At 71.9% G+C, this 17930-nt stretch carries 14 protein-coding genes; 7 read left to right on the top strand and 7 right to left on the bottom strand.

Features of this window, described 5'->3' with window-relative positions:
• Position 1: 1 nt before the first annotated feature.
• From OHA68_RS42835 to OHA68_RS42850, 4 genes are all read right to left on the bottom strand, one after another.
• Entirely contained in the window at positions 2 to 775 is a 774-nt protein-coding gene (locus OHA68_RS42835; protein WP_327105357.1) for a sugar phosphate isomerase/epimerase family protein, read from the bottom strand.
• A gap of 72 nt (positions 776 to 847) precedes the next feature.
• Positions 848 to 1843 carry a LacI family DNA-binding transcriptional regulator gene (locus tag OHA68_RS42840; RefSeq protein WP_327105358.1) on the bottom strand — a complete coding sequence of 332 codons (996 nt, stop codon included), beginning with the start codon at positions 1841 to 1843 and terminating at the stop codon, positions 848 to 850.
• A 66-nt stretch (positions 1844 to 1909) separates the two neighbouring features.
• Positions 1910 to 3106, bottom strand: coding sequence for a hypothetical protein (locus tag OHA68_RS42845; RefSeq protein WP_327105359.1), 1197 nt, complete (start codon positions 3104 to 3106; stop codon positions 1910 to 1912).
• Between the two features lie 162 nt (positions 3107 to 3268).
• Positions 3269 to 3832, bottom strand: coding sequence for a TetR/AcrR family transcriptional regulator (locus OHA68_RS42850; protein WP_327105361.1), 564 nt, complete (start codon positions 3830 to 3832; stop codon positions 3269 to 3271).
• Positions 3833 to 3906: 74 nt separating this feature from the next.
• Between OHA68_RS42850 and OHA68_RS42855 the strand changes: the two genes are divergently transcribed.
• Complete coding sequence (locus tag OHA68_RS42855) at positions 3907 to 4635, top strand: SDR family NAD(P)-dependent oxidoreductase (protein WP_327105362.1); 729 nt, start codon at positions 3907 to 3909, stop codon at positions 4633 to 4635.
• A 66-nt stretch (positions 4636 to 4701) separates the two neighbouring features.
• Here the strand turns inward: OHA68_RS42855 and OHA68_RS42860 are convergent, their stop codons facing one another.
• Positions 4702 to 6129, bottom strand: coding sequence for an LCP family protein (locus OHA68_RS42860; protein ID WP_327105364.1), 1428 nt, complete (start codon positions 6127 to 6129; stop codon positions 4702 to 4704).
• Positions 6130 to 6360: 231 nt separating this feature from the next.
• Here OHA68_RS42860 and OHA68_RS42865 point away from each other — a divergent pair, with 231 nt between their 5' ends.
• The 6 genes from OHA68_RS42865 (at position 6361) to OHA68_RS42890 (ending at position 14412) form a co-directional block, all read left to right on the top strand.
• The gene (locus OHA68_RS42865) at positions 6361 to 8109 is read left to right on the top strand and encodes a protein kinase domain-containing protein (protein WP_327105365.1); all 1749 of its coding nucleotides are present in this window, start codon (positions 6361 to 6363) and stop codon (positions 8107 to 8109) included.
• The gene (locus OHA68_RS42870; RefSeq protein ID WP_327105366.1) at positions 8109 to 9806 is read left to right on the top strand and encodes a serine/threonine-protein kinase; all 1698 of its coding nucleotides are present in this window, start codon (positions 8109 to 8111) and stop codon (positions 9804 to 9806) included. Before OHA68_RS42865 ends, OHA68_RS42870 begins: the two co-directional genes overlap by 1 nt.
• Positions 9807 to 9860: 54 nt before the next feature.
• On the top strand, positions 9861 to 10601 hold the full coding sequence (locus OHA68_RS42875) for a hypothetical protein (RefSeq protein WP_327105367.1): 741 nt from the start codon (positions 9861 to 9863) through the stop codon (positions 10599 to 10601).
• Positions 10602 to 10641: 40 nt separating this feature from the next.
• Positions 10642 to 11826 carry a thiolase family protein gene (locus OHA68_RS42880; RefSeq protein ID WP_327105368.1) on the top strand — a complete coding sequence of 395 codons (1185 nt, stop codon included), beginning with the start codon at positions 10642 to 10644 and terminating at the stop codon, positions 11824 to 11826.
• Positions 11823 to 13916, top strand: coding sequence for a 3-hydroxyacyl-CoA dehydrogenase NAD-binding domain-containing protein (locus tag OHA68_RS42885; protein ID WP_189143802.1), 2094 nt, complete (start codon positions 11823 to 11825; stop codon positions 13914 to 13916). Before OHA68_RS42880 ends, OHA68_RS42885 begins: the two co-directional genes overlap by 4 nt.
• A gap of 70 nt (positions 13917 to 13986) precedes the next feature.
• Positions 13987 to 14412 (top strand): SSI family serine proteinase inhibitor, encoded by a 426-nt coding sequence (locus tag OHA68_RS42890; protein ID WP_327105369.1) that lies wholly within the window; start codon positions 13987 to 13989, stop codon positions 14410 to 14412.
• A 7-nt stretch (positions 14413 to 14419) separates the two neighbouring features.
• Here OHA68_RS42890 and OHA68_RS42895 read toward each other — a convergent pair whose 3' ends face one another.
• Positions 14420 to 15928 (bottom strand): amino acid permease, encoded by a 1509-nt coding sequence (locus tag OHA68_RS42895; RefSeq protein WP_327105370.1) that lies wholly within the window; start codon positions 15926 to 15928, stop codon positions 14420 to 14422.
• 30 nt (positions 15929 to 15958) lie between these two features.
• Positions 15959 to 17839, bottom strand: a complete 1881-nt coding sequence (dxs, locus tag OHA68_RS42900; protein ID WP_327109626.1) for a 1-deoxy-D-xylulose-5-phosphate synthase — start codon at positions 17837 to 17839, stop codon at positions 15959 to 15961.
• Positions 17840 to 17930 lie beyond the last annotated feature (91 nt).

A 17930-nucleotide genomic window follows, 5' to 3' on the forward strand; every position in this document is an offset into this window, starting at 1 on the left:
TCTAAGCGCCGAAGCGCCGCACCCACTCGGCGGCCCCCGGCAGAATCTCCTCGACCGGCGCCACCTGGGGATACCAGGTGCGCTCCCACTCCAGCGACACCCATCCGTCGTAGCCGGCCGCGCGCAGCAGCTCGCCCGCCTCGTCCAGCGGCACGGAGCCGGACCACATGGGCACCGGCGTCGTGTCCTCGGCCGAGACGGCGTCCTTGACCTGGACGTAGGCCAGGTAGGGGGCCAGGGCGGCGAGCGTGTCGGCGGGGGCCTCGCCGTGCCGCCACGGGTGCAGCAGGTCCCACATCGCGCCGGCCGTCTCCGGGGTGCCCGCCTGGGCGAGCAGCTCGGCCAGGGCGGCGCCGGTGGCCATCTGGTCGTGCGTCTCCACCAGGACACGTACGCCGAGGTCGGCCGCCGTACCGGAGACCGCCTTGAGCCTGCCCGCGCCGACGGCCGGGTCGCCGCCGCGCGGGAACACCCGCACGCCGGGCGCGCCGAGGTCGGCGGCGAGCGCCAGGTCGGCGAGCAGCGCCTCGACGACGGGCTCGTCGTCCCCCGGCCGGCACACGCCGACATATCCGGCCAGCGCCGCGATCTCCAGGCCCGCCCGCTCGACCCGGCGCCGGACCGACAGGCGCTGGTCGCGGTCGAGGCCGGCGTGCACCCCGGTGTCGGGATGCAGCCGTAGCTCAAGTCCCTGGCAGTGGTGCCGGACCGCCGCCTCGATCGCCTCGTCGAGCCCCGCACCGGGCATCCCCAGCGTGCTGACCGCCAGCCTCATCCAGCTCTCCCCATCATCACGTCGACATCACCGCAGGTCGCCACGCCCCATGGAGCACCGCCTGATCCACGGTCACGCACGCAGGTCCGCCACGCTCTCACGGAGCACCACCTGGCCGGGCACCTGGTCCACGGTCACGGACTCCCCCGCGGACAGCGCCAGCTCCAGGGCGCGTGCGCCCATGTCCTTCAGCGGCAGCCGTACGGTCGTCAGAGCCGGGACCAGGTCGCGCAGGGTGGCGATGTCGTCGAAACCGGCCACGGACACGTCCTGCGGCACCCGGATCCCCTGCTCACGGTAGGCGGCGAGCGCGCCCACCGCCATGACGTCGTTGACCGCGAACACGCAGGTCGCCGCGCCGGTCCGCCGGGCCGCGGCGTAGCCGCCGTCGCGGTCGAACGGCCCTGGGACGACCAGCGGCTCCGGCAGGCCGAGCTCCTTGACCGCCGTGACGAACCCGGCGCACCGGTCGGCGGCCGTCATCAGATGCGGCGGCCCGGCCAGCACGGCGAAGCGGGTGTGGCCGAGGCCGGCCAGCGAGCGGGCCAGCGCGGCGGCGCCCTCATAGTTGGCGGGGGCCACGGTGTCGACGCCGAGCAGGTCCTGGCCCACCACGGCCACCCGCCCGCCACCGGCCTGGTATTTCGCCAGCTCGGCGGCGAGTCGCGCGGTGACCTGCTGGTCGGTGACCCGGGAGCCGGCGAGCAGCACGGCGCGGACCCGCTGGGCGTGCAGCGTCGCCACGTAGGCGATCTCCTGCTCGGGGTCGCGGTGGGTGGTGCCGACCATCACGAGCAGGCCCTCACCGGCGGCGGCCCCGATCGCGCCGTCGGCCAGCGCGGCGAAGTAGGGGTCGGTCAGGTCGTGGACGACGATGCCGATGACGTTGCTCGCGCCGCGCGCCAGGGTCTGGGCGGCGCTGTTGGGACGGTAGCCCAGCTCGTCGGCGGCCCGTTCGACGCGCGCTCGCAGCGCCGACCCCACCTGGCGGGTGCTGCCGTTCAGCACCCGCGAGGCGGTCGCGAGCGAGACGCCTGCCTGTCGGGCGACGTCTTCCAGCGTGACCACGAGACCTCCCGGAAAGCGGTTTCCCAGTGTGCCAGATCGACACCTGGGTCCGCATCCTTACATGTCTCAGGCCCAGGGGAACAGGATGTCGAGCAGTCCCTTCGATTCCTCCGGCTTCGGCGCGAGGTCCGGGGTCGTCGGCGCGATGGTCGGCTGATTCACGGACTGGTCACCGAGCGAGTCCTCGGTCTTGCGAGTCTTGGGCTGCGGCTTGGTGGTGTCGGCGTCGAGGTCCGGGATCTCGTCGTCAGGCGCCTGGGTGGCCCTGCTGGTCGGCCGGGCCGTCGCCTTCGGCGACCGGGTGGCGGTGGGCGCGGGCTCCTGGGCGGCGGTCCGCGTGGGGCGTACCCTGGCCGGCGCCTTGGTGGGGGCCTCGGTCGCGGAGGCCGTCGGCTCGGGCGGGGAGGTGTCCTCGGCCTCCTCGACGGGGGCGTCCAGCTCGTCCTTGGGCGTCGCGGCGGGCGCGTTGAGCTCGCCGACGGTGGCGCAGCGGCCACCGGCGCACGGGTCGTCGGAGGACGTACCGGTGAGCATCCAGCCTGCGCCGCCCCCGAGCAGCACCACGGCGGCGGCCGCCACCAGCAGGAGCCTGGTACGGCGGCGCACCTCCTTGTCGCTCCTGCCGTGCCCGTCGTCGGCGTTCTCGGTCCAGCCGGAGCCGAGGAAGCCGCGCTTGGGGGGGTCGTCATCGTTGCCGAGCGAGCTCTCGTAGCTCTTGTCGAGCGGGAGGTAGGTGACATCGGCTCCCTCGTCGAGGCGGTGCGCACCGCTCGGGGAGTCACCCGTGTAAAGAGGACCGCTCGGCGCGTCACCCGTGTAGTGCGCGCCGCTGGGCGAGTCGCCCAGGTAGTGCGCGCCGCTCGGGGAGTCACCCAGGTAGTGGGCGCCGCTCGGGGAGTCGCCCGTGTAGCGAGCGTCACCGGAGACGTCGCTCAGGTAGTGGGCGCCGCTGGGCGAGTCGCCCGAGTAGAGGGCGTCGGCCTGCCCCTCCACGAGATAAGCGCCGCCCGTCTCATCCTTGACATAGCCGCCCTGGCCGTCCAGGTAGATGGGCTCGCCCGTGGTGACGTACGGCTCACCGTCGGCCGACACACCCTTGGCGGGCGGCAAAATGTAGGTCTCGTTGCCCGAGACCTGGATGGCCGGCTGCTCGTCCGTGTCGTCGGTGCTCCAGCGCGGGGACAGCACGTCGCCGGTCAAATCGGGGTTCGACGACCTCCCCTGTCCATCCTCATATGACCTGTCGTTCTCGTCGCGAGCCACGCTGTACCTCTCTAGTACGGATACGGACCGCTACCTTTCCTAACAGAATCGACCCCATCTTGTCCGGATATTTCACATGTTTCGCTAAAGTTACTCTGCGTCACATAGGCCCCAAGAGTCGTTTGAGCCCTGTTTTGCGGGGGTATGACGGCCGTTCGGCCGTCAGGCGAAGATCCCGTCGAGCAGGGCGTCAAGCGCGGATCTGACCCGCTCGATCCCCACGCCGCACTCGCGCACCCGGTAGGCCAGCAGCGGCGCGGCCAGCGGCGCCAGCAGCGCGTCAGCCACGCAGGCGGTGTCCAGCTCCGGCCGCAGCCGCCCGATCAGCATGGTCAGATGGGCGTGGTAGGCGTCATAGGCGCCGCCGAAGCGGGCGAACGTGCCGCTGGTCTCCGCCATCAGCAGCAGGTCGAGTTGCGCCACGGTCCGGTCGGTGAGCGCGTGCAGGAAAGCGCGGATCCGGAGCGCGGGCTCGGCGCCCGGCCCCAGCGGCGGCGGCCCTTCGATGAACGCCGACTGGAACGCGCGCTCCCGCTCGTCGATGAGCGCGTAGGCCAGCCCGGACCGGTCGCCGAACCGGCGGTAGAGCGTGCCGACCCCCACCCCGGCGGCGGCGGCCACCTCGGCCATCGACAGCCCCTGAACGCCATGGAGCGCCACGATGCCGGCCGCCGCGTCGAGGATCTTCGCGCGGTTGCGGCTGGCGTCGCTGCGCTCGCGTCTCACACCTCCATCCTTGCATACGGAATCCGTTCCGCTTATAGTCTGAACCGGAATGCATTCCACTTAATGGAGGACACATGGCCAAGGTCGCACTGATCACCGGGGGCAGCAGGGGCATCGGCGCGGCCGTCGCGCGGCGCCTGGCGGCGGACGGGTTCGACGTGGCGATCACCTACGCCGTCGCGGCCGACCGGGCCGCCACGGTGGTGAAGGAGATCGAGGCGACGGGACGGCGCGGGCTGAGCATGCGGGCCCAGATGGCGGACGCCGCCGAAGTGGCCGGTGCGGTCGAGCGTACGGCCGCCGCCCTGGGCGGGCTGGACGTCGTGGTGAGCAACGCGGGCATCGCCCCGTACGGGCCGCTGGAGGAGGTGACGCTCGACGAGATCGACCGCACGCTGGCCGTACACGCCCGTGCTTCGTTCGTGCTGGCGCAGGCCGCGGCGCGGCGCCTGAGCGACGGCGGCCGGATCATCACGATCGGCAGCAGCCTGGCCGAGCGGGTGCCCTACCCGGGCTGGACCCTCTACGCGATGAGCAAGTCGGCGCTCATCGGCCTGACCAAGGGCCTGGCCCGCGACCTCGGGCCGCGTGGCATCACCGCCAACCTGGTGCAGCCCGGCTCGACCGACACCGAGATGAACCCGGCCGACGGGCCGGAGGCGGACGAGGAGCGCCGTTTCACCGCGCTGGGCCGCTACTGCTCCCCTGAGGACATCGCCGCGACCGTGGCCCACCTCGCGGGCGAGGGCGGACGCGCCGTCACCGGCGCGTGCATCGCGGTGGACGCGGGTGTCACCGCCTGAGTCACAGACAGGGAGGCGGGTGTCACCGCCTGCGTCACAGACGGGGAGCGGGTGTCACCGCCCGCGTCACAGGCAGGGGTTGGTGGTGGTGTCGACGACCTTGTCCTTGAGCGAGTCCGGGATCGTGGACAGCACCCGGACGCCGGGCCAGTCAGCGCCGATGACGAGCTGGATCACCGGGCCGGTGAGCCGAGGGCCGCCGGGCTTGCCCGCGGTCTTGCCCTTGTAGGTGTCGGTGGTCAGCGGCTTGACCTTGCCCATCACCGGGGTGCGCTTGTCCTTCGACAGCCGGGCGGCCACGGCCTCACCGTAGGCGGGACCGGTCGCGGCGTCCTTCTTGGCGAAGCGGATCGAGGTGGCCGACGCCGGCGCGGCGTTGCCGACGTGGGTCACCACGAACCCCTGGGCCGCCAGTTCGTCGGCCACCGTGGTGGCCTTGCCCACCTCGCCGGTGGCGTTCAGCACCTGGACGCGTACCTGCTCGTTCTTGACCTTCTGCACGGGGGCGGTCCCCGGGCTGGCGGCGACGGTGACCTCGACGTCGTCGCGGACCCGGGCGAAGAAGTCGTTCGCCGCGGGCTGCCTGAACTGCACCCGGTTCTTGTCGGCCGGGTAGGGCTCGGTGGGGACGGTGATGCCCTTGAGCTCCTTGGCGGTCAGCCCGCGGACGCTGTTGGCGATCTCCAGCTGCCGGCCGAACGAGAGCCCGGTGTCGACGGTCACCGCGCCGGCGGCGGCCCGCAGGAACGCGTCGAGCTTGCCGGGGTTGGTGAGCAGGCCGCCGTCGGTGACCTTCTCCAGCACCTTGGTGAGGAAGACCTGCTGGCGCTGGATGCGGCTGAGGTCGCTGCCGTCGCCGAGGGCGTAGCGGGTACGCACATAGCCGAGCGCCTGCTCGCCCTTCACGACGTGCTTGCCCGGGCCGAGCACGAACTTCGCCTTGGGGTCGTTGACCGCCTTGGGCAGGCAGATCTCGATGCCGCCGATCGCGTCGATGATGCCCTTGAAGCCGGTGAAGTCCACCTTCACGGAGTGGTTGATGCGAATGTCGGTGAGCGATTCCAGCGTCTTGATCGTGCAGGACTCACCGCCGTCGTTGAAGGCGGAGTTGATCTGGCCCAGGCCGGCGGGCTTGACGGTGCCGTTCGGCAGGTCGCACTCGGGGATCAGGACCATGGAGTCGCGTGGGAAGCTGATCATGGTTACCTTGTCCCGGTCCGGGGAGATGTGCAACAGCAGGATCGTGTCGGTGCGCTCGCCCAGCCCCTGCGACAGCGCGCCGTACTTCTTGTTGTCGCCCTCGCGGGAGTCCGATCCGACGAGCAGCACGTTGAGCGCGCCGGTCTCGCGCGGGCGCTCCCCGCTCACCACGATCTCCTTACGCTTGATGAGGCTGTCCAGGCTGCGGTAATAGCCGTAGCCGGACAGACTGACCACCACCAGCACGACGGTCAGGACCACGCTCACCCAGCCGAGCGGTGTCAGCCGCCGCACGGGTGGCCGATGCCTGCTCGATCGATGGCCCCGCTCGGTCGCCGGAGCGGTACGAGAGTCCTGAACGTCGATATCCCGGTACCCGCCCACGAAGTGCCCTTCACGCAATGATCAGGTCGGGCAGCATATCGCCTCTGCCAAATGACAACGCGCCTTACTTGATCCCGATTGATCCCGTAAGTGGCTAGGGTACGTAGGTCCATCGCACCCGGCTCAGGAGTCACACCCCTCATGGCTCATGTCGACCCGCTACGGGAGGACGACCCGGGAAGGGTGGCCGCGTACCGGTTGCTCGGCCGGCTCGGCTCCGGAGGTCAGGGAACCGTCTTCCTGGGCGAAACGCCTGACGGCAGGCGGGTCGCCGTCAAGGTGCTGCATGACAGCGCCGGGTTCGACGACAGGCTGGCCAAGGAGATCGCCGCCGCCGGGCAGGTGGCGCCCTTCTGCATCGCCCAGGTGCTGGACGCCTCTCCGGGGCGGCCGGCGTACATCGTGACCGAGTACGTCGAAGGGCCGTCCCTGCAGCAGGCCGGCCAGCACGCCGGCGCGGACCTGCAACGGCTGGCCGTCGCCACCGCCACCGCGCTGGCCGCAGTCCACGAGGCAGGCGTCGTGCACCGCGACTTCAAACCGGCCAACGTGCTGCTCGGCCCCGGCGGTCCGCGCGTCATCGACTTCGGCATCGCCCGCGCGGCCGGCGCCGCGGCCACGGTCAGCACCGGCATCGTCGGCACACCCGCGTACATGGCGCCGGAACAGCTGGCCGGGCAGCCGGTCGGGCCGCCGGCCGACGTGTTCGCCTGGGCGTCGGTCATCGTCTGGGCGGCCACGGGCGGGCCGCCGTTCGGCCAGGACACGCTGCCCGCGGTCATCAACCGCGTCCTGCACAACGAACCCCAGCTCGGCGACCTCGCCCAGCCGCTGCGCTCCCTCGTGTACGACTGCCTGGCCAAGGATCCGAGGGCCCGACCGACCATGCGGGACGTACTGCTGCGCCTCCTGGGCGGAAGGCAGACCCACGACGGCCCGCACGCCGCGACGGGCGGCGGAGGCCCGATGGGCGGGGGCGGACCGAACGGTCCATTCCCACCGCAGGGCCCGATGGGAGCAGGCGGGCCGAACGGCCCGTACCCACCGCAGGGCCCGATGGGAGCAGGCGGGCCGAACGGCCCGTACCCACCGCAGGGCCCGATGGGAGCAGGCGGGCCGAACGGCCCGTACCCACCGCAGGGCCCGATGGGGGCAGGCGGGCCGCATGGCCCGTATCCCCCGCACGGCGCGGTTGAGGTGGGGCGGGGGCGTAAGGGGGGCGTCGCCGCGGTGGCGGCGGGGGTGGCGGTCGCCGCTGTGATCGGCGGTGTCGCCTGGGTCGTACCGTGGCCCGGACTGTCAGGACAAGGGCCGCTCGCGGCGCCCTCCACCGGCCCGCCCACGGCCACCGGCTCGCCGACCGAATCCCCTCCCCAGCCCACCGCCTCCGCCCGGCGCAAGAAATCTCCGACGGCCGCTCCCCGGCGCACGGCCACGGGCAGGCCCACCCGTACGAGTGCCACGAGCAAGCCCACCCCTGCGAGTACGGCCAAGCCGTCGGCCTCCTCACAGCGCACGATGGCCGCGTCGCCGAGCGCCACTCCTCAGCGGACCAGGAAGCCGGTCTCGGCGAGGGTCAGCATCCTGGACATCAAGTTGAGCGGCGGCCCCGGGCAGGCCGGGGCGGGCGGCTGTCTCATGCCGCCGGTGCACTTCCAGACCAGCGTGGAGTCGAGCCGCCAGGGGGTGTGGATCTCGTACGCGTGGCAGGTCGACGGCCGGACCGTGGAGAGCGGCCGGTCGTGGGTGCCGGAGGACGACTACACGGCGTTCGTCACCGCCAAGCAGTACATGCTGGACACCGGCGGCCACACCGTCAGCCTCCGGATCACCTCCCCCAGCAGCGCGAACAAGAGCGTCTCGGTCGACGTCTGCTCCGTGGACTACTGATGATGCCGCCCGCCATCGGCCCCTACCGGTTGATCAGGCAGCTCGGTGAGGGCGGCCAGGGAGTCGTCTACCTGGGGACCGCCCCCGACGGCACGCTGGTCGCCGTCAAGGCGCTGCGGGAGGGGGTCGCCGGTGACGGCCGCTTCGCCAAGGAGATCGCCGCCGCCCGCCGGGTGGAGCCGTTCTGTGTCGCCCAGGTGCTGGACGCCTCGCTGGGCGGCCGGCCGTACATCGTGACCGAGTACGTGGAGGGGCCGTCCCTGCAGCAGGCCGGCCGGCACGCCGGCGCGGACCTGCAGCGGCTGGCCGTCGCCACCGCCACCGCGCTCGCCGCCATCCACCGGGCGGGCGTCGTGCACCGCGACTTCAAGCCCGCGAACGTGCTGCTGGGCCGGGACGGGCCGCGCGTCATCGACTTCGGCATCGCCCGCGCCATGGACGACGCGCTCACCGCCACCAGCAGCGTCATCGGGACGCCCGCGTACATGGCCCCGGAGCAACTGGCCGGGCAGCCGGTGGGCCCGCCGACCGACGTGTTCGCCTGGGCCTGCGTCATGGTCTACGCGGCCGCCGGCGCACCGCCGTTCGGCAACGACTCGCTGCCGGCGGTGATCACGAGGATCCAGTACGCCGAGCCCTGGCTCGGCGAGGTGCCCGAGCCGCTGCGTTCGATCCTGTCCGCCTGCCTGGCCAAGGATCCCGCCGCCCGTCCCACCATGCAGGACGTCCTCTTCCAGCTCATCAGCGGCCGAGCCGCCGCCCCCACCTCCGCTCCTCTCCACAGGTACGGAGCCGCCCAGCCCAGCCCATCCGGCCCAGCACCCAGCCCAAGCGAGTACGGACCCCCCTCCGGCCCAAGCGGGCCCGCACCCGACGGAACCCACCCCACTGGGTACGGACCCCCACCCAGCGAAACCCACCCAAGCAGCTACGGACCCCCACCCGGCAACGCCCATCCCCATGCACCCCGCACAGCCCCTCCCCATGGTTACGGATCAGGGTCGGCGTACCCCCACGGGTACAGCCCCGCACGCGCGGCCTCGCGTAACCGGGGCGGTCTGGCGCTGCTGGCCGGCGGAACGGCGCTGGTCGTGACCGGCGCGGTGGTCGCCGCCTGGGTGTGGCTGCCCATGCCCTTCGGGCGGCCCACCACCGTGACCCTGGACACGAGCCCGTCCCCCACGACCACCACCAAGACATCCGGGGCGACCACCCCGAAGCGGTCTCCCAAGCACCGATCTCCCCACCCCACCAGGACCGCGACCACCACCCCGCCGAGTTCGCGCCCCACGACGGCACGTCCCACGACCGCCTCCCCCACGACTGCCGCCCCCACGACCACCCGCCCCCGGACCACGAAACCGGCCGCGACCGCCGGGGGTGGGGTGACCTCGGTGGCCTTCTCCGTCGAGGGCATCCGGGTGGGCGACTGCTGGCGCTCCGACGCGAATCTCTACGCCAAGGTCACCGCCACCGGCTCCTACAGCTACCGCTGGCTGCTCAACGGCCGTAACCAGGGCCGGCAGGCGGGCGGCCCCTCGTCGAAGCCCCTGCTCCCCAGCATCGCCTGGGACGAGTCGGGAGGTACGCACCGCGTGGTCTTCGAGGTCGTGAGCCCCACAAGCAGTCAGAAGAGCATCACGATGAAGATCTGCGCACCCGGCAAGGGCTGGGGATACCCGTACGAGGACGGTTAGGGCTCCATGCGAACTCGGTGAATCCCAGGTGTCACCGACCGTAGTGACGCCATCATGACTTACATGGTCATGACCAAGATCGCACCCCCTCCCGGTGCGCAGGCGGTGGCGGGGTTGCGGGCGCGTGCCCGGGCCGCGCGCCGGATCGCCCTCATCGCGCTGACCGGCTCGATCGCGCTGCTCTGCGCCGCGCAGCTGCTCGCCGAGCGGGCGGCCGGGACGTCGGCGGCGCTGCCGCTGGCGGTGCTGGCCCTGGCGCTCTTCCTCGGCGCGCTGCCCACGCTGGCGATCACCCAGGCGGTCTGGGGCGCGCGGGCGCGCGAGACCCGCCGCCGCGAGTTCGCGCTGTACGCGGCCTCGCCCGCCTCGCCGCTGCGCCCGCTGAGCCGGCCGGCGATGGCCTGCGGGTGGGCGCTGGTGGTGCTGCTCGGCGGCGCGCTGCCGCCCCTGTTCGCCGACGCCGGCCAGCACACCGTCGCCACGGCGCTGGCCCGCGCGATCACCGTGGCCTGCGCGGTGGCCTGCTTAGGCGCAGGGGCATGTCTCTGCCTGTGGTGGGCACGTGCCGCGCGGGGGATGCCGCCGCGCGCCGGCCGATCGGGAGGGTCACCCGGAGATCCGTGGGATCCCGGCCCGGGCGCGCACCGGCGGCGGGGCGCGGTGCTCTGGGCGGGTGCGGCCGTGGCCGTCGCGGCCCTGCTGGGAGCCCGCGCCCACTTCTGGACCCCGCCCACCCTCCTCATCTACGCCCTGCTCGTCGCGACGTTCGCGTGCATGGTGGTTACTGACGAGTAGCATAGGGCTCGCAAGCCTTCCAGCAACGAGGAGCGAATCCGTGCCTTCCTCTCGTGACGTCGTGTTCGTCGACGGCGTGCGCACGCCTTTCGGCAGGTCAGGGCCGAAGGGGCTCTATGCGGAGACCCGCGCCGACGACCTGGTCGTCCGCGTCATCCGCGAGCTCATCAGGCGTAACCCCCAACTGCCACCCGAGCGCGTGGACGAGGTCGCGATCGCCGCGACCACCCAGATCGGCGACCAGGGCCTCACCATCGGCCGCTCGGCCGCGGTGCTGGCCGGGCTGCCCAAGTCCGTGCCCGGCTACGCCATCGACCGCATGTGCGCCGGGGCGATGACCGCGGTGACCACGGTCGCCGGCGGCATCGCGTTCGGCGCCTACGACGTGGCCATCGCGGGCGGCGTCGAGCACATGGGCCGCCACCCCATGGGCGAGGGCGTCGACCCCAACCCGCGGTTCCTGTCGGAGAAGCTCGTCGACCCGAGCGCGCTGGTCATGGGCATGACGGCCGAGAACCTGCACGACCGCTACCCCTCGATCACCAAGGAGCGCGCCGACGCCTACGCGGCGCTGTCGCAGGAGAAGGTGGCCAAGGCCTACGCCGACGGCAAGATCCAGCCGGACCTGGTGCCGACGGCGATCAGGACGGCCGAGAAGGGCTGGGGCCTGGCGGTGCAGGACGAGGCGCCGCGTCCCGGCACCACGGTGGAGACGCTGGGCGGGCTGAAGACCCCGTTCCGGCCGCACGGCAACGTCACCGCGGGCAACTCCTCCGGCATCAACGACGGCGCGACCGGCTGCCTCGTCGCCGCCGCCGACGTGGCCGGCGAGCTGGGCCTCACGCCGAAGATGCGGCTCGTCTCCTACGCCTTCGCGGGCGTGGACCCCGAGGTCATGGGCGTCGGCCCGATCCCGTCCACCGAGCGGGCGCTGCGCCTGGCCGGGCTGTCCATCTCCGACATCGGCCTGTTCGAGATCAACGAGGCGTTCGCCGTACAGGTGCTGGCCTTCCTGGAGCACTTCGGGATCGCCGACGACGACCCGCGGGTGAACCCCTACGGCGGCGCGATCGCCTTCGGCCACCCGCTGGCCTCCTCCGGCGTGCGGCTGATGACGCAGCTCGCCCGCCAGCTGGGCGAGCGCCCCGACGTTCGCTACGGCATCACCACCATGTGCGTCGGCATGGGCATGGGCGGCACCGTGATCTGGGAGAACCTGGCATGAGCAACCTCGAGACCTGGCGTTCGCTGCTGAGCGAGCGCAACGCGGCCGAAGTGGTCACCAAGGCCCTGGTCCGCGACGTGGAGCTGCCCGGTGGCGCGGGCACGATGGCGCTGATCACGCTCGACAACGGCTTCGACCACACCAAGCCGAACACCTTCGGCCCCCACGGGCTGTTCGCGCTGAACGGCGCGCTGTCCGAGATCGCCGCCCGCACCGACCTGGCGGCGGTCGGCGTCATCGGCAAGCCGTTCATCTTCGCCGTCGGCGCCGACCTCACCGGCGCGGCGAAGCTGGCCACGCGCGAGGAGGCGCTGGCGATCGGCGCGCTGGGCCACCACGTCTTCCGCCGCCTGGGCGAGCTCGCCGTCCCCTCGTTCGCGTTCGTCAACGGCGCGGCCATGGGCGGCGGCCTGGAGATCGCGCTGCACTGCACCTACCGGACGATCTCCGCCGGGGTCCCGGCGGTGGCGCTGCCCGAGTGCTTCCTCGGCCTGGTGCCGGGCTGGGGCGGCACGCAGCTGCTGCCCCGCCTCATCGGCCCGGCGAACGCCATCAAGCTCGTCATCGACAACCCGCTCGCGCAGAACCGCATGCTCAAGGGCGCTCAGGCGTTCGAGCTCGGCGTCGCCGACGCGATGTTCGAGCCCGCCGACTTCCTGGAGGAGTCGCTGCGCTGGGCGGCCCGCGTGCTGCAGGGCGAGGAGACGGTCACCCGTCCTGACCACACGGCCACGGACTGGGACAAGGTGATCGGCGACGCGCGCTTCCTGGTCGACCTGAAGCTGCACGGCGCCTCCCCCGCGCCCTACCGGGCGCTCGACCTCATCGCGCTGGCTCGTACGGCCGGTCGCGACGAGGGCTTCGCCGCCGAGGACGAGGCGCTGGCCGACCTGCTGCTGGGCGACGAGCTGCGGGCCGGGCTCTACTCCTTCGACCTGGTGCAGAAGCGGGCCAAGCGGCCGACCGGCGCCCCGGACGCGGCACTGGCGCGCAAGGTGACCAAGGTCGGCGTGGTGGGCGCGGGCCTGATGGCCTCGCAGATGGCGCTGCTGTTCGCGCGCCGCCTGGAGGTGCCGGTCGTGCTGACCGACCTCGACCAGGCCCGGCTCGACAAGGGCGTGGCGTACGCGCACGCCGAGATCGGCAAGCTGCTGGCCAAGGGGCGCGTCTCCGCCGACCAGGCCAACCGGCTCACCGCCCTGATCACCGGCTCGCTCACCAAGGACGCCTTCGCCGACGCCGACTTCGTGATCGAGGCCGTGTTCGAGGACCTGGCCGTCAAGAAGCAGGTGTTCGCCGAGGTGGAGGCCGTGGTGTCCGACACCTGCGTGCTGGCCACCAACACCTCCTCGCTGTCGCTGACCGAGATGGGCGAGCGGCTCGCGCACCCGGAGCGGCTGGTCGGCTTCCACTTCTTCAACCCGGTCGCGGTGATGCCGCTGCTGGAGATCGGCAGGGGGGCCGCGACGGACGACGCCACGCTGGCCACCGCGTTCGCCGTGGGCAGGACGTTGCGCAAGTCGGCGGTGCTGGTCAAGGACGCCCCCGCGTTCGTGGTCAACCGGCTGCTGACCCGGTTCATGGGCGAGGTGATCACCGCCGTGGACGAGGGCACGCCGCTGGAGGTGGCCGAGCACGCGCTGGACGAGCTGGGCCTGCCGATCACTCCCTTCGCGCTGCTGCAGCTCGTCGGCCCGGCCGTCGGCCTGCACGTGGCCGAGACGCTGCACGAGGCCTTCCCGGACCGGTTCCGCGTCTCCGCCAACCTGACCAGGCTGGTCGAGTCCGGCAAGCCGGGCGTCTACCTGCCGGACTTCTCCCTCGATCCGGAGGCGGTGGCCCTGTTCACCGGCGGCTCCTCCCCGTCGACGGCCGAGCAGCTGCGCCGCCGGGTGCTGGCGGCGCTGGCCGAGGAGATCCACCTCATGCTGGACGAGGGCGTGGTCACCGCGCCGCAGGACATCGACCTGTGCATGATCCTCGGCGCCGGCTGGCCGTTCCACCTCGGCGGGATCACCCCGTACCTGGACAGGAACGGCTATTCCGCCTCCCGCTTCCTGCCGCCCGGGGTGGCCTCGCTGCCGGCTTGACCACCTCTTGAGGAGACCCGCCCGCGGGTCTCCTCACCTGCGCTCGCTGCCCGTCGTAGCCTCTGGTGCCGTGCTACGAGGAAAGCGGACCACGATGATGACGGCCGTCGCGCTGTGCGGAGCCCTGCTGGCGACGGCGGCCGCGTCTCCGGCGCTCGCCGAGCGCGACCCCCGATCGACCCTGAGGATCCTGGTCGCGGTGAAGCAGGACGAGACCAAGTCGGCGAAGCAGCGCGAGACGAAGGCGGTCACGCTCACCTGCGAGCGCGCCGGTGGCGACCATCCCGAGCCGCGCGCCGCCTGCCGCCTGCTGCGGCGGGTCCACGGCGATCCGGCCCGGCTCGACGTGACGCCCGACGCGGCGTGCACGCGCGAGCTGCGCCCGCACGCCGTGGTGGTGGCGGGCATGTGGCGCGGCAAGCCGGTCTCCTTCGGCCGCGTGTACGGCAACGCCTGCCTGCTCCGGGCCGCGGGCGGGGCGGTCTTCGCCCTCTGAGAAGGCGTCAGGGCTTGGGCGACAGCGGCTGGTCGCCGGCGACCGTGCTGTGCCGGTAGCCGTAGAAGAAGTAGAGCACGCCGCCCACGACCATCCAGATCAGGAACCTCAGCCAGGTCTCGACCGGCAGGTTGAGCATCAGGTAGAAGCAGGCGAGCACGGCCAGGACGGGCAGCACCGGCACCATCGGCACCCTGAACGCCCGGTGCAGGTCCGGCCGGGTGCGGCGCAGGATGATGACGCCCGCCGAGACCACGACGAACGCGAAGAGCGTGCCGATGTTCACCAGCTCGGCCAGCGCGCTCAGCGAGATGAGCCCGGCCAGCACCGCCGCGACGAGGCCGACGATCGCGGTGAGCACGGCGGGCGTGCCGGTCCTGGGGTGGACCTTGGCCAGCTTGCGCGGCAGCAGCCCGTCGCGGCACATGGCGAACAGCACCCGGGTCTGCCCGAGCATGAGGATCATCACCACGGTCGTCAGGCCGGCGATGGCGCCGATGCTGATCAGGGCCGCCGCCCAGTGCTGGCCGACCGAGGTGAACGCGTCGGCCAGCGGGGCGCTGGAGCTCAGCTCGGTGTACTTCTGCATGCCGACCACGACCAGCGAGACCGCGACGTACAGGATCGTGCAGATCACCAGGGAGCCGATGATGCCGCGCGGCATGTCGCGCTGCGGCTTGATGGTCTCCTCCGCGGCAGTGGCGACGATGTCGAAGCCGATGAAGGCGAAGAACACGATCGCGGCGGCGGAGAAGATGCCGAGCACGCCGAACGCGACGGGGGTGATGCCGAACAGGACCTGGATCAGCGGCGCCTTCAGCCCGCTGGACGCCTCTGTGGGGATCGACTCGGGGATGAACGGGGAGTAGTTGGCGACGTTGATGAAGAACAGCCCCGCCACGATGACCAGCATGATGACCGTGAGCTTGATGGCGACGATGATCAGGTTGACCCGGGAGGACAGCTTGATGCCCGCGATCAGGACCCCGGTGAGGATCAGCACGATGATCACGGCGGGCACGTTCACCACCGGATCGTCGCCCGCCATCCAGCTGGGCAGGTACAGGCCCATCGAGTTCAGCAGCGAGCTGAAGTAGCCGGACCAGCCGACGGCGACCACGGCGGAGGCCAGCGCCATCTCCAGCATCAGGTCCCAGCCGATGATCCAGGCGGGGAACTCGCCCAGCGTGGCGAAGGAGAAGGTGTAGGCGGAGCCCGCCACCGGGATGGTGGAGGCGAACTCGGCGTAGCACAGGGCCGCCAGCCCGCAGACGACCGCCGCGACGATGAAGGAGAGCGCCACCGCCGGACCGGCCAGTTCCTTCGCCACCTGGCCGGTCAGCACGAAGATGCCGGTGCCCACGATCACGCCGATGCCGAAGACGGTCAGGTCGACGGCGGTCAGCCGCTTACGCAGCTGGTGCTCGGGGGCCTCGGTGTCGCGCACCGACTGCTCGACGCTCTTGGTGCGAAAGATGTCCACCCTCTGCGCCATTCCCGCGCGGAGGGTGATCATGCACAGATCGAAAACCTTCAGACCCGCTTGCTATGACGGACTTGACACCTGCGGGCTCCGCTTGGCGACCGCCTCGGTGATCTGACGGGCCAGGCCCTGGCCGGTCAGCCCGATCCGGCCGAGGATCACCGCCCGCTTGGCGTGGTCCAGGAACTCCTGGGGGATGCCGTACGAACGCACCGGCACGTCACAGTCGGCGTCGCGCAGCAGGCGCGAGACGGCGTCGCCCACGGCGCCGACGCGCCCGTTGTCCTCGACGACGGCGACCAGCCGGTGCGTCCTGGCGGCGTCGGCGAGCGCCTCGTCGAGCGGCTTGACCCAGCGCGGGTCGACGACCGTCGTGGTGATGCCCTGGGCGTCGAGCAGGACGGCGGCCTCCATGCAGACCTGCGCCATCGGGCCCACGCCGACCAGGAGCACGTCGGGGTCGTCGCTGCCGGGCACCCGCAGCACGTCCATCTCGCCCAGCCGGTCGACCCGTTCGACGCTCTCCGCGACCGGGCCCTTGGGCCAGCGCAGCACGGTCGGCCCGTCGGAGACGGCCACCGCCTCGCCGAGCAGCTCGATCAGGCGCTCCCCGTCCCGCGGCACGGCGATCTTGAGGCCGGGCACCACCTGGAGGAGCGACAGGTCCCACATGCCGTTGTGGCTGGCGCCGTCGTCGCCGGTGACGCCGGCCCGGTCGAGCACCACGGTGACGGGCAGCTTGTGCAGGGCCACGTCCATGAGGAGCTGGTCGAAGGCGCGGTTGAGGAAGGTGGCGTAGACGGCCACGACCGGATGCATGCCGCCGAGCGCCAGGCCGGCGGCGCTGGTGAGGGCGTGCTGCTCGGCGATGCCGACGTCGTAGATGCGCTCGGGATAGGCCTCGGCGAAGGCGTTCAGGCCGGTGGGGTGGAGCATCGCCGCGGTGATCGCGACCAGGTCCTGACGCTCCCCGCCGAGCCGGACCAGCTCCTCGCTGAACACGTTGGTCCAGATGCGGCCCTTGGGCTTCTCGGCGCCGGTGGCGCGGTCGAAGGCGCCGGGCGAGTGGAACTGGTCCTCGTCGTGGTTCTCCGCCGGGCTGTAGCCGCGGCCCTTCTGGGTGAGCGCGTGCACGATCACCGGCCCGCGGAAGTCGCGGGCCTTGCGCAGCGCCGCCTCCATGGCCTGCTCGTCGTGGCCGTCGATCGGGCCGACGTATTTCAGGCCGAGGTCCTCGAACATGGCCTGCGGGGCGACGACGTCCTTGATGCCCTTCTTGAGGCCGTGCAGGGCGTCGTAGAGGACGGGCACGTTGCCGATCTTGCCCTTGACGTACTCCAGCGCGTCCTCGTAGCGGCGGTCGACCCGCAGCGACGACAGGTGCGAGGCGAGCCCGCCGATCGTCGGCGAGTAGGAGCGGCCGTTGTCGTTGACCACGATGACGACCCGCAGGTCCTTGGCGCCGGCGATGTTGTTGAGCGCCTCCCAGGCCATGCCGCCGGTGAGCGCGCCGTCGCCGATCACCGCGACGACCGTGCGGTCGCGCTCGCCGCGCAGCTTGAACGCCTTGGCCAGGCCGTCGGCGTAGGACAGCGCGGTGGAGGCGTGGGAGTTCTCCACGTGGTCGTGCTCGGACTCCGCCTGGCTCGGGTAGCCCGACAGGCCGCCCTCCTGCTTGAGCGCGCCGAAGCCGGCGGCCCGGCCGGTGAGCAGCTTGTGGACGTACGCCTGGTGACCGGTGTCCCAGATGACGGGGTCGCGGGGCGAGTCGAAGACGCGGTGCACGGCGATGGTCAGCTCGACCACGCCGAGATTGGGGCCGAGGTGGCCGCCGAATTTGGCGCACGCGTCGACGAGCAGGTCGCGGACCTCACCCGCCAGCTGTGGCAGCTCCTCGGCAGTGAGCCGTTTGACGTCCTGCGGTCCCTTGACCGAGCCCAGCAACCCGCTCACGGATTCGGCTCCCCTCTGCTCTTGTTCGCCGACGGGGACGAGTCTAGTTCGCGGACGCCCCGCTGGGCCCATCAAGGTAAAT

The sequence above is a fragment of the Nonomuraea glycinis genome (assembly GCF_035920485.1).
GTDB classification, from domain to species: Bacteria; Actinomycetota; Actinomycetes; order Streptosporangiales; family Streptosporangiaceae; genus Nonomuraea; species Nonomuraea glycinis.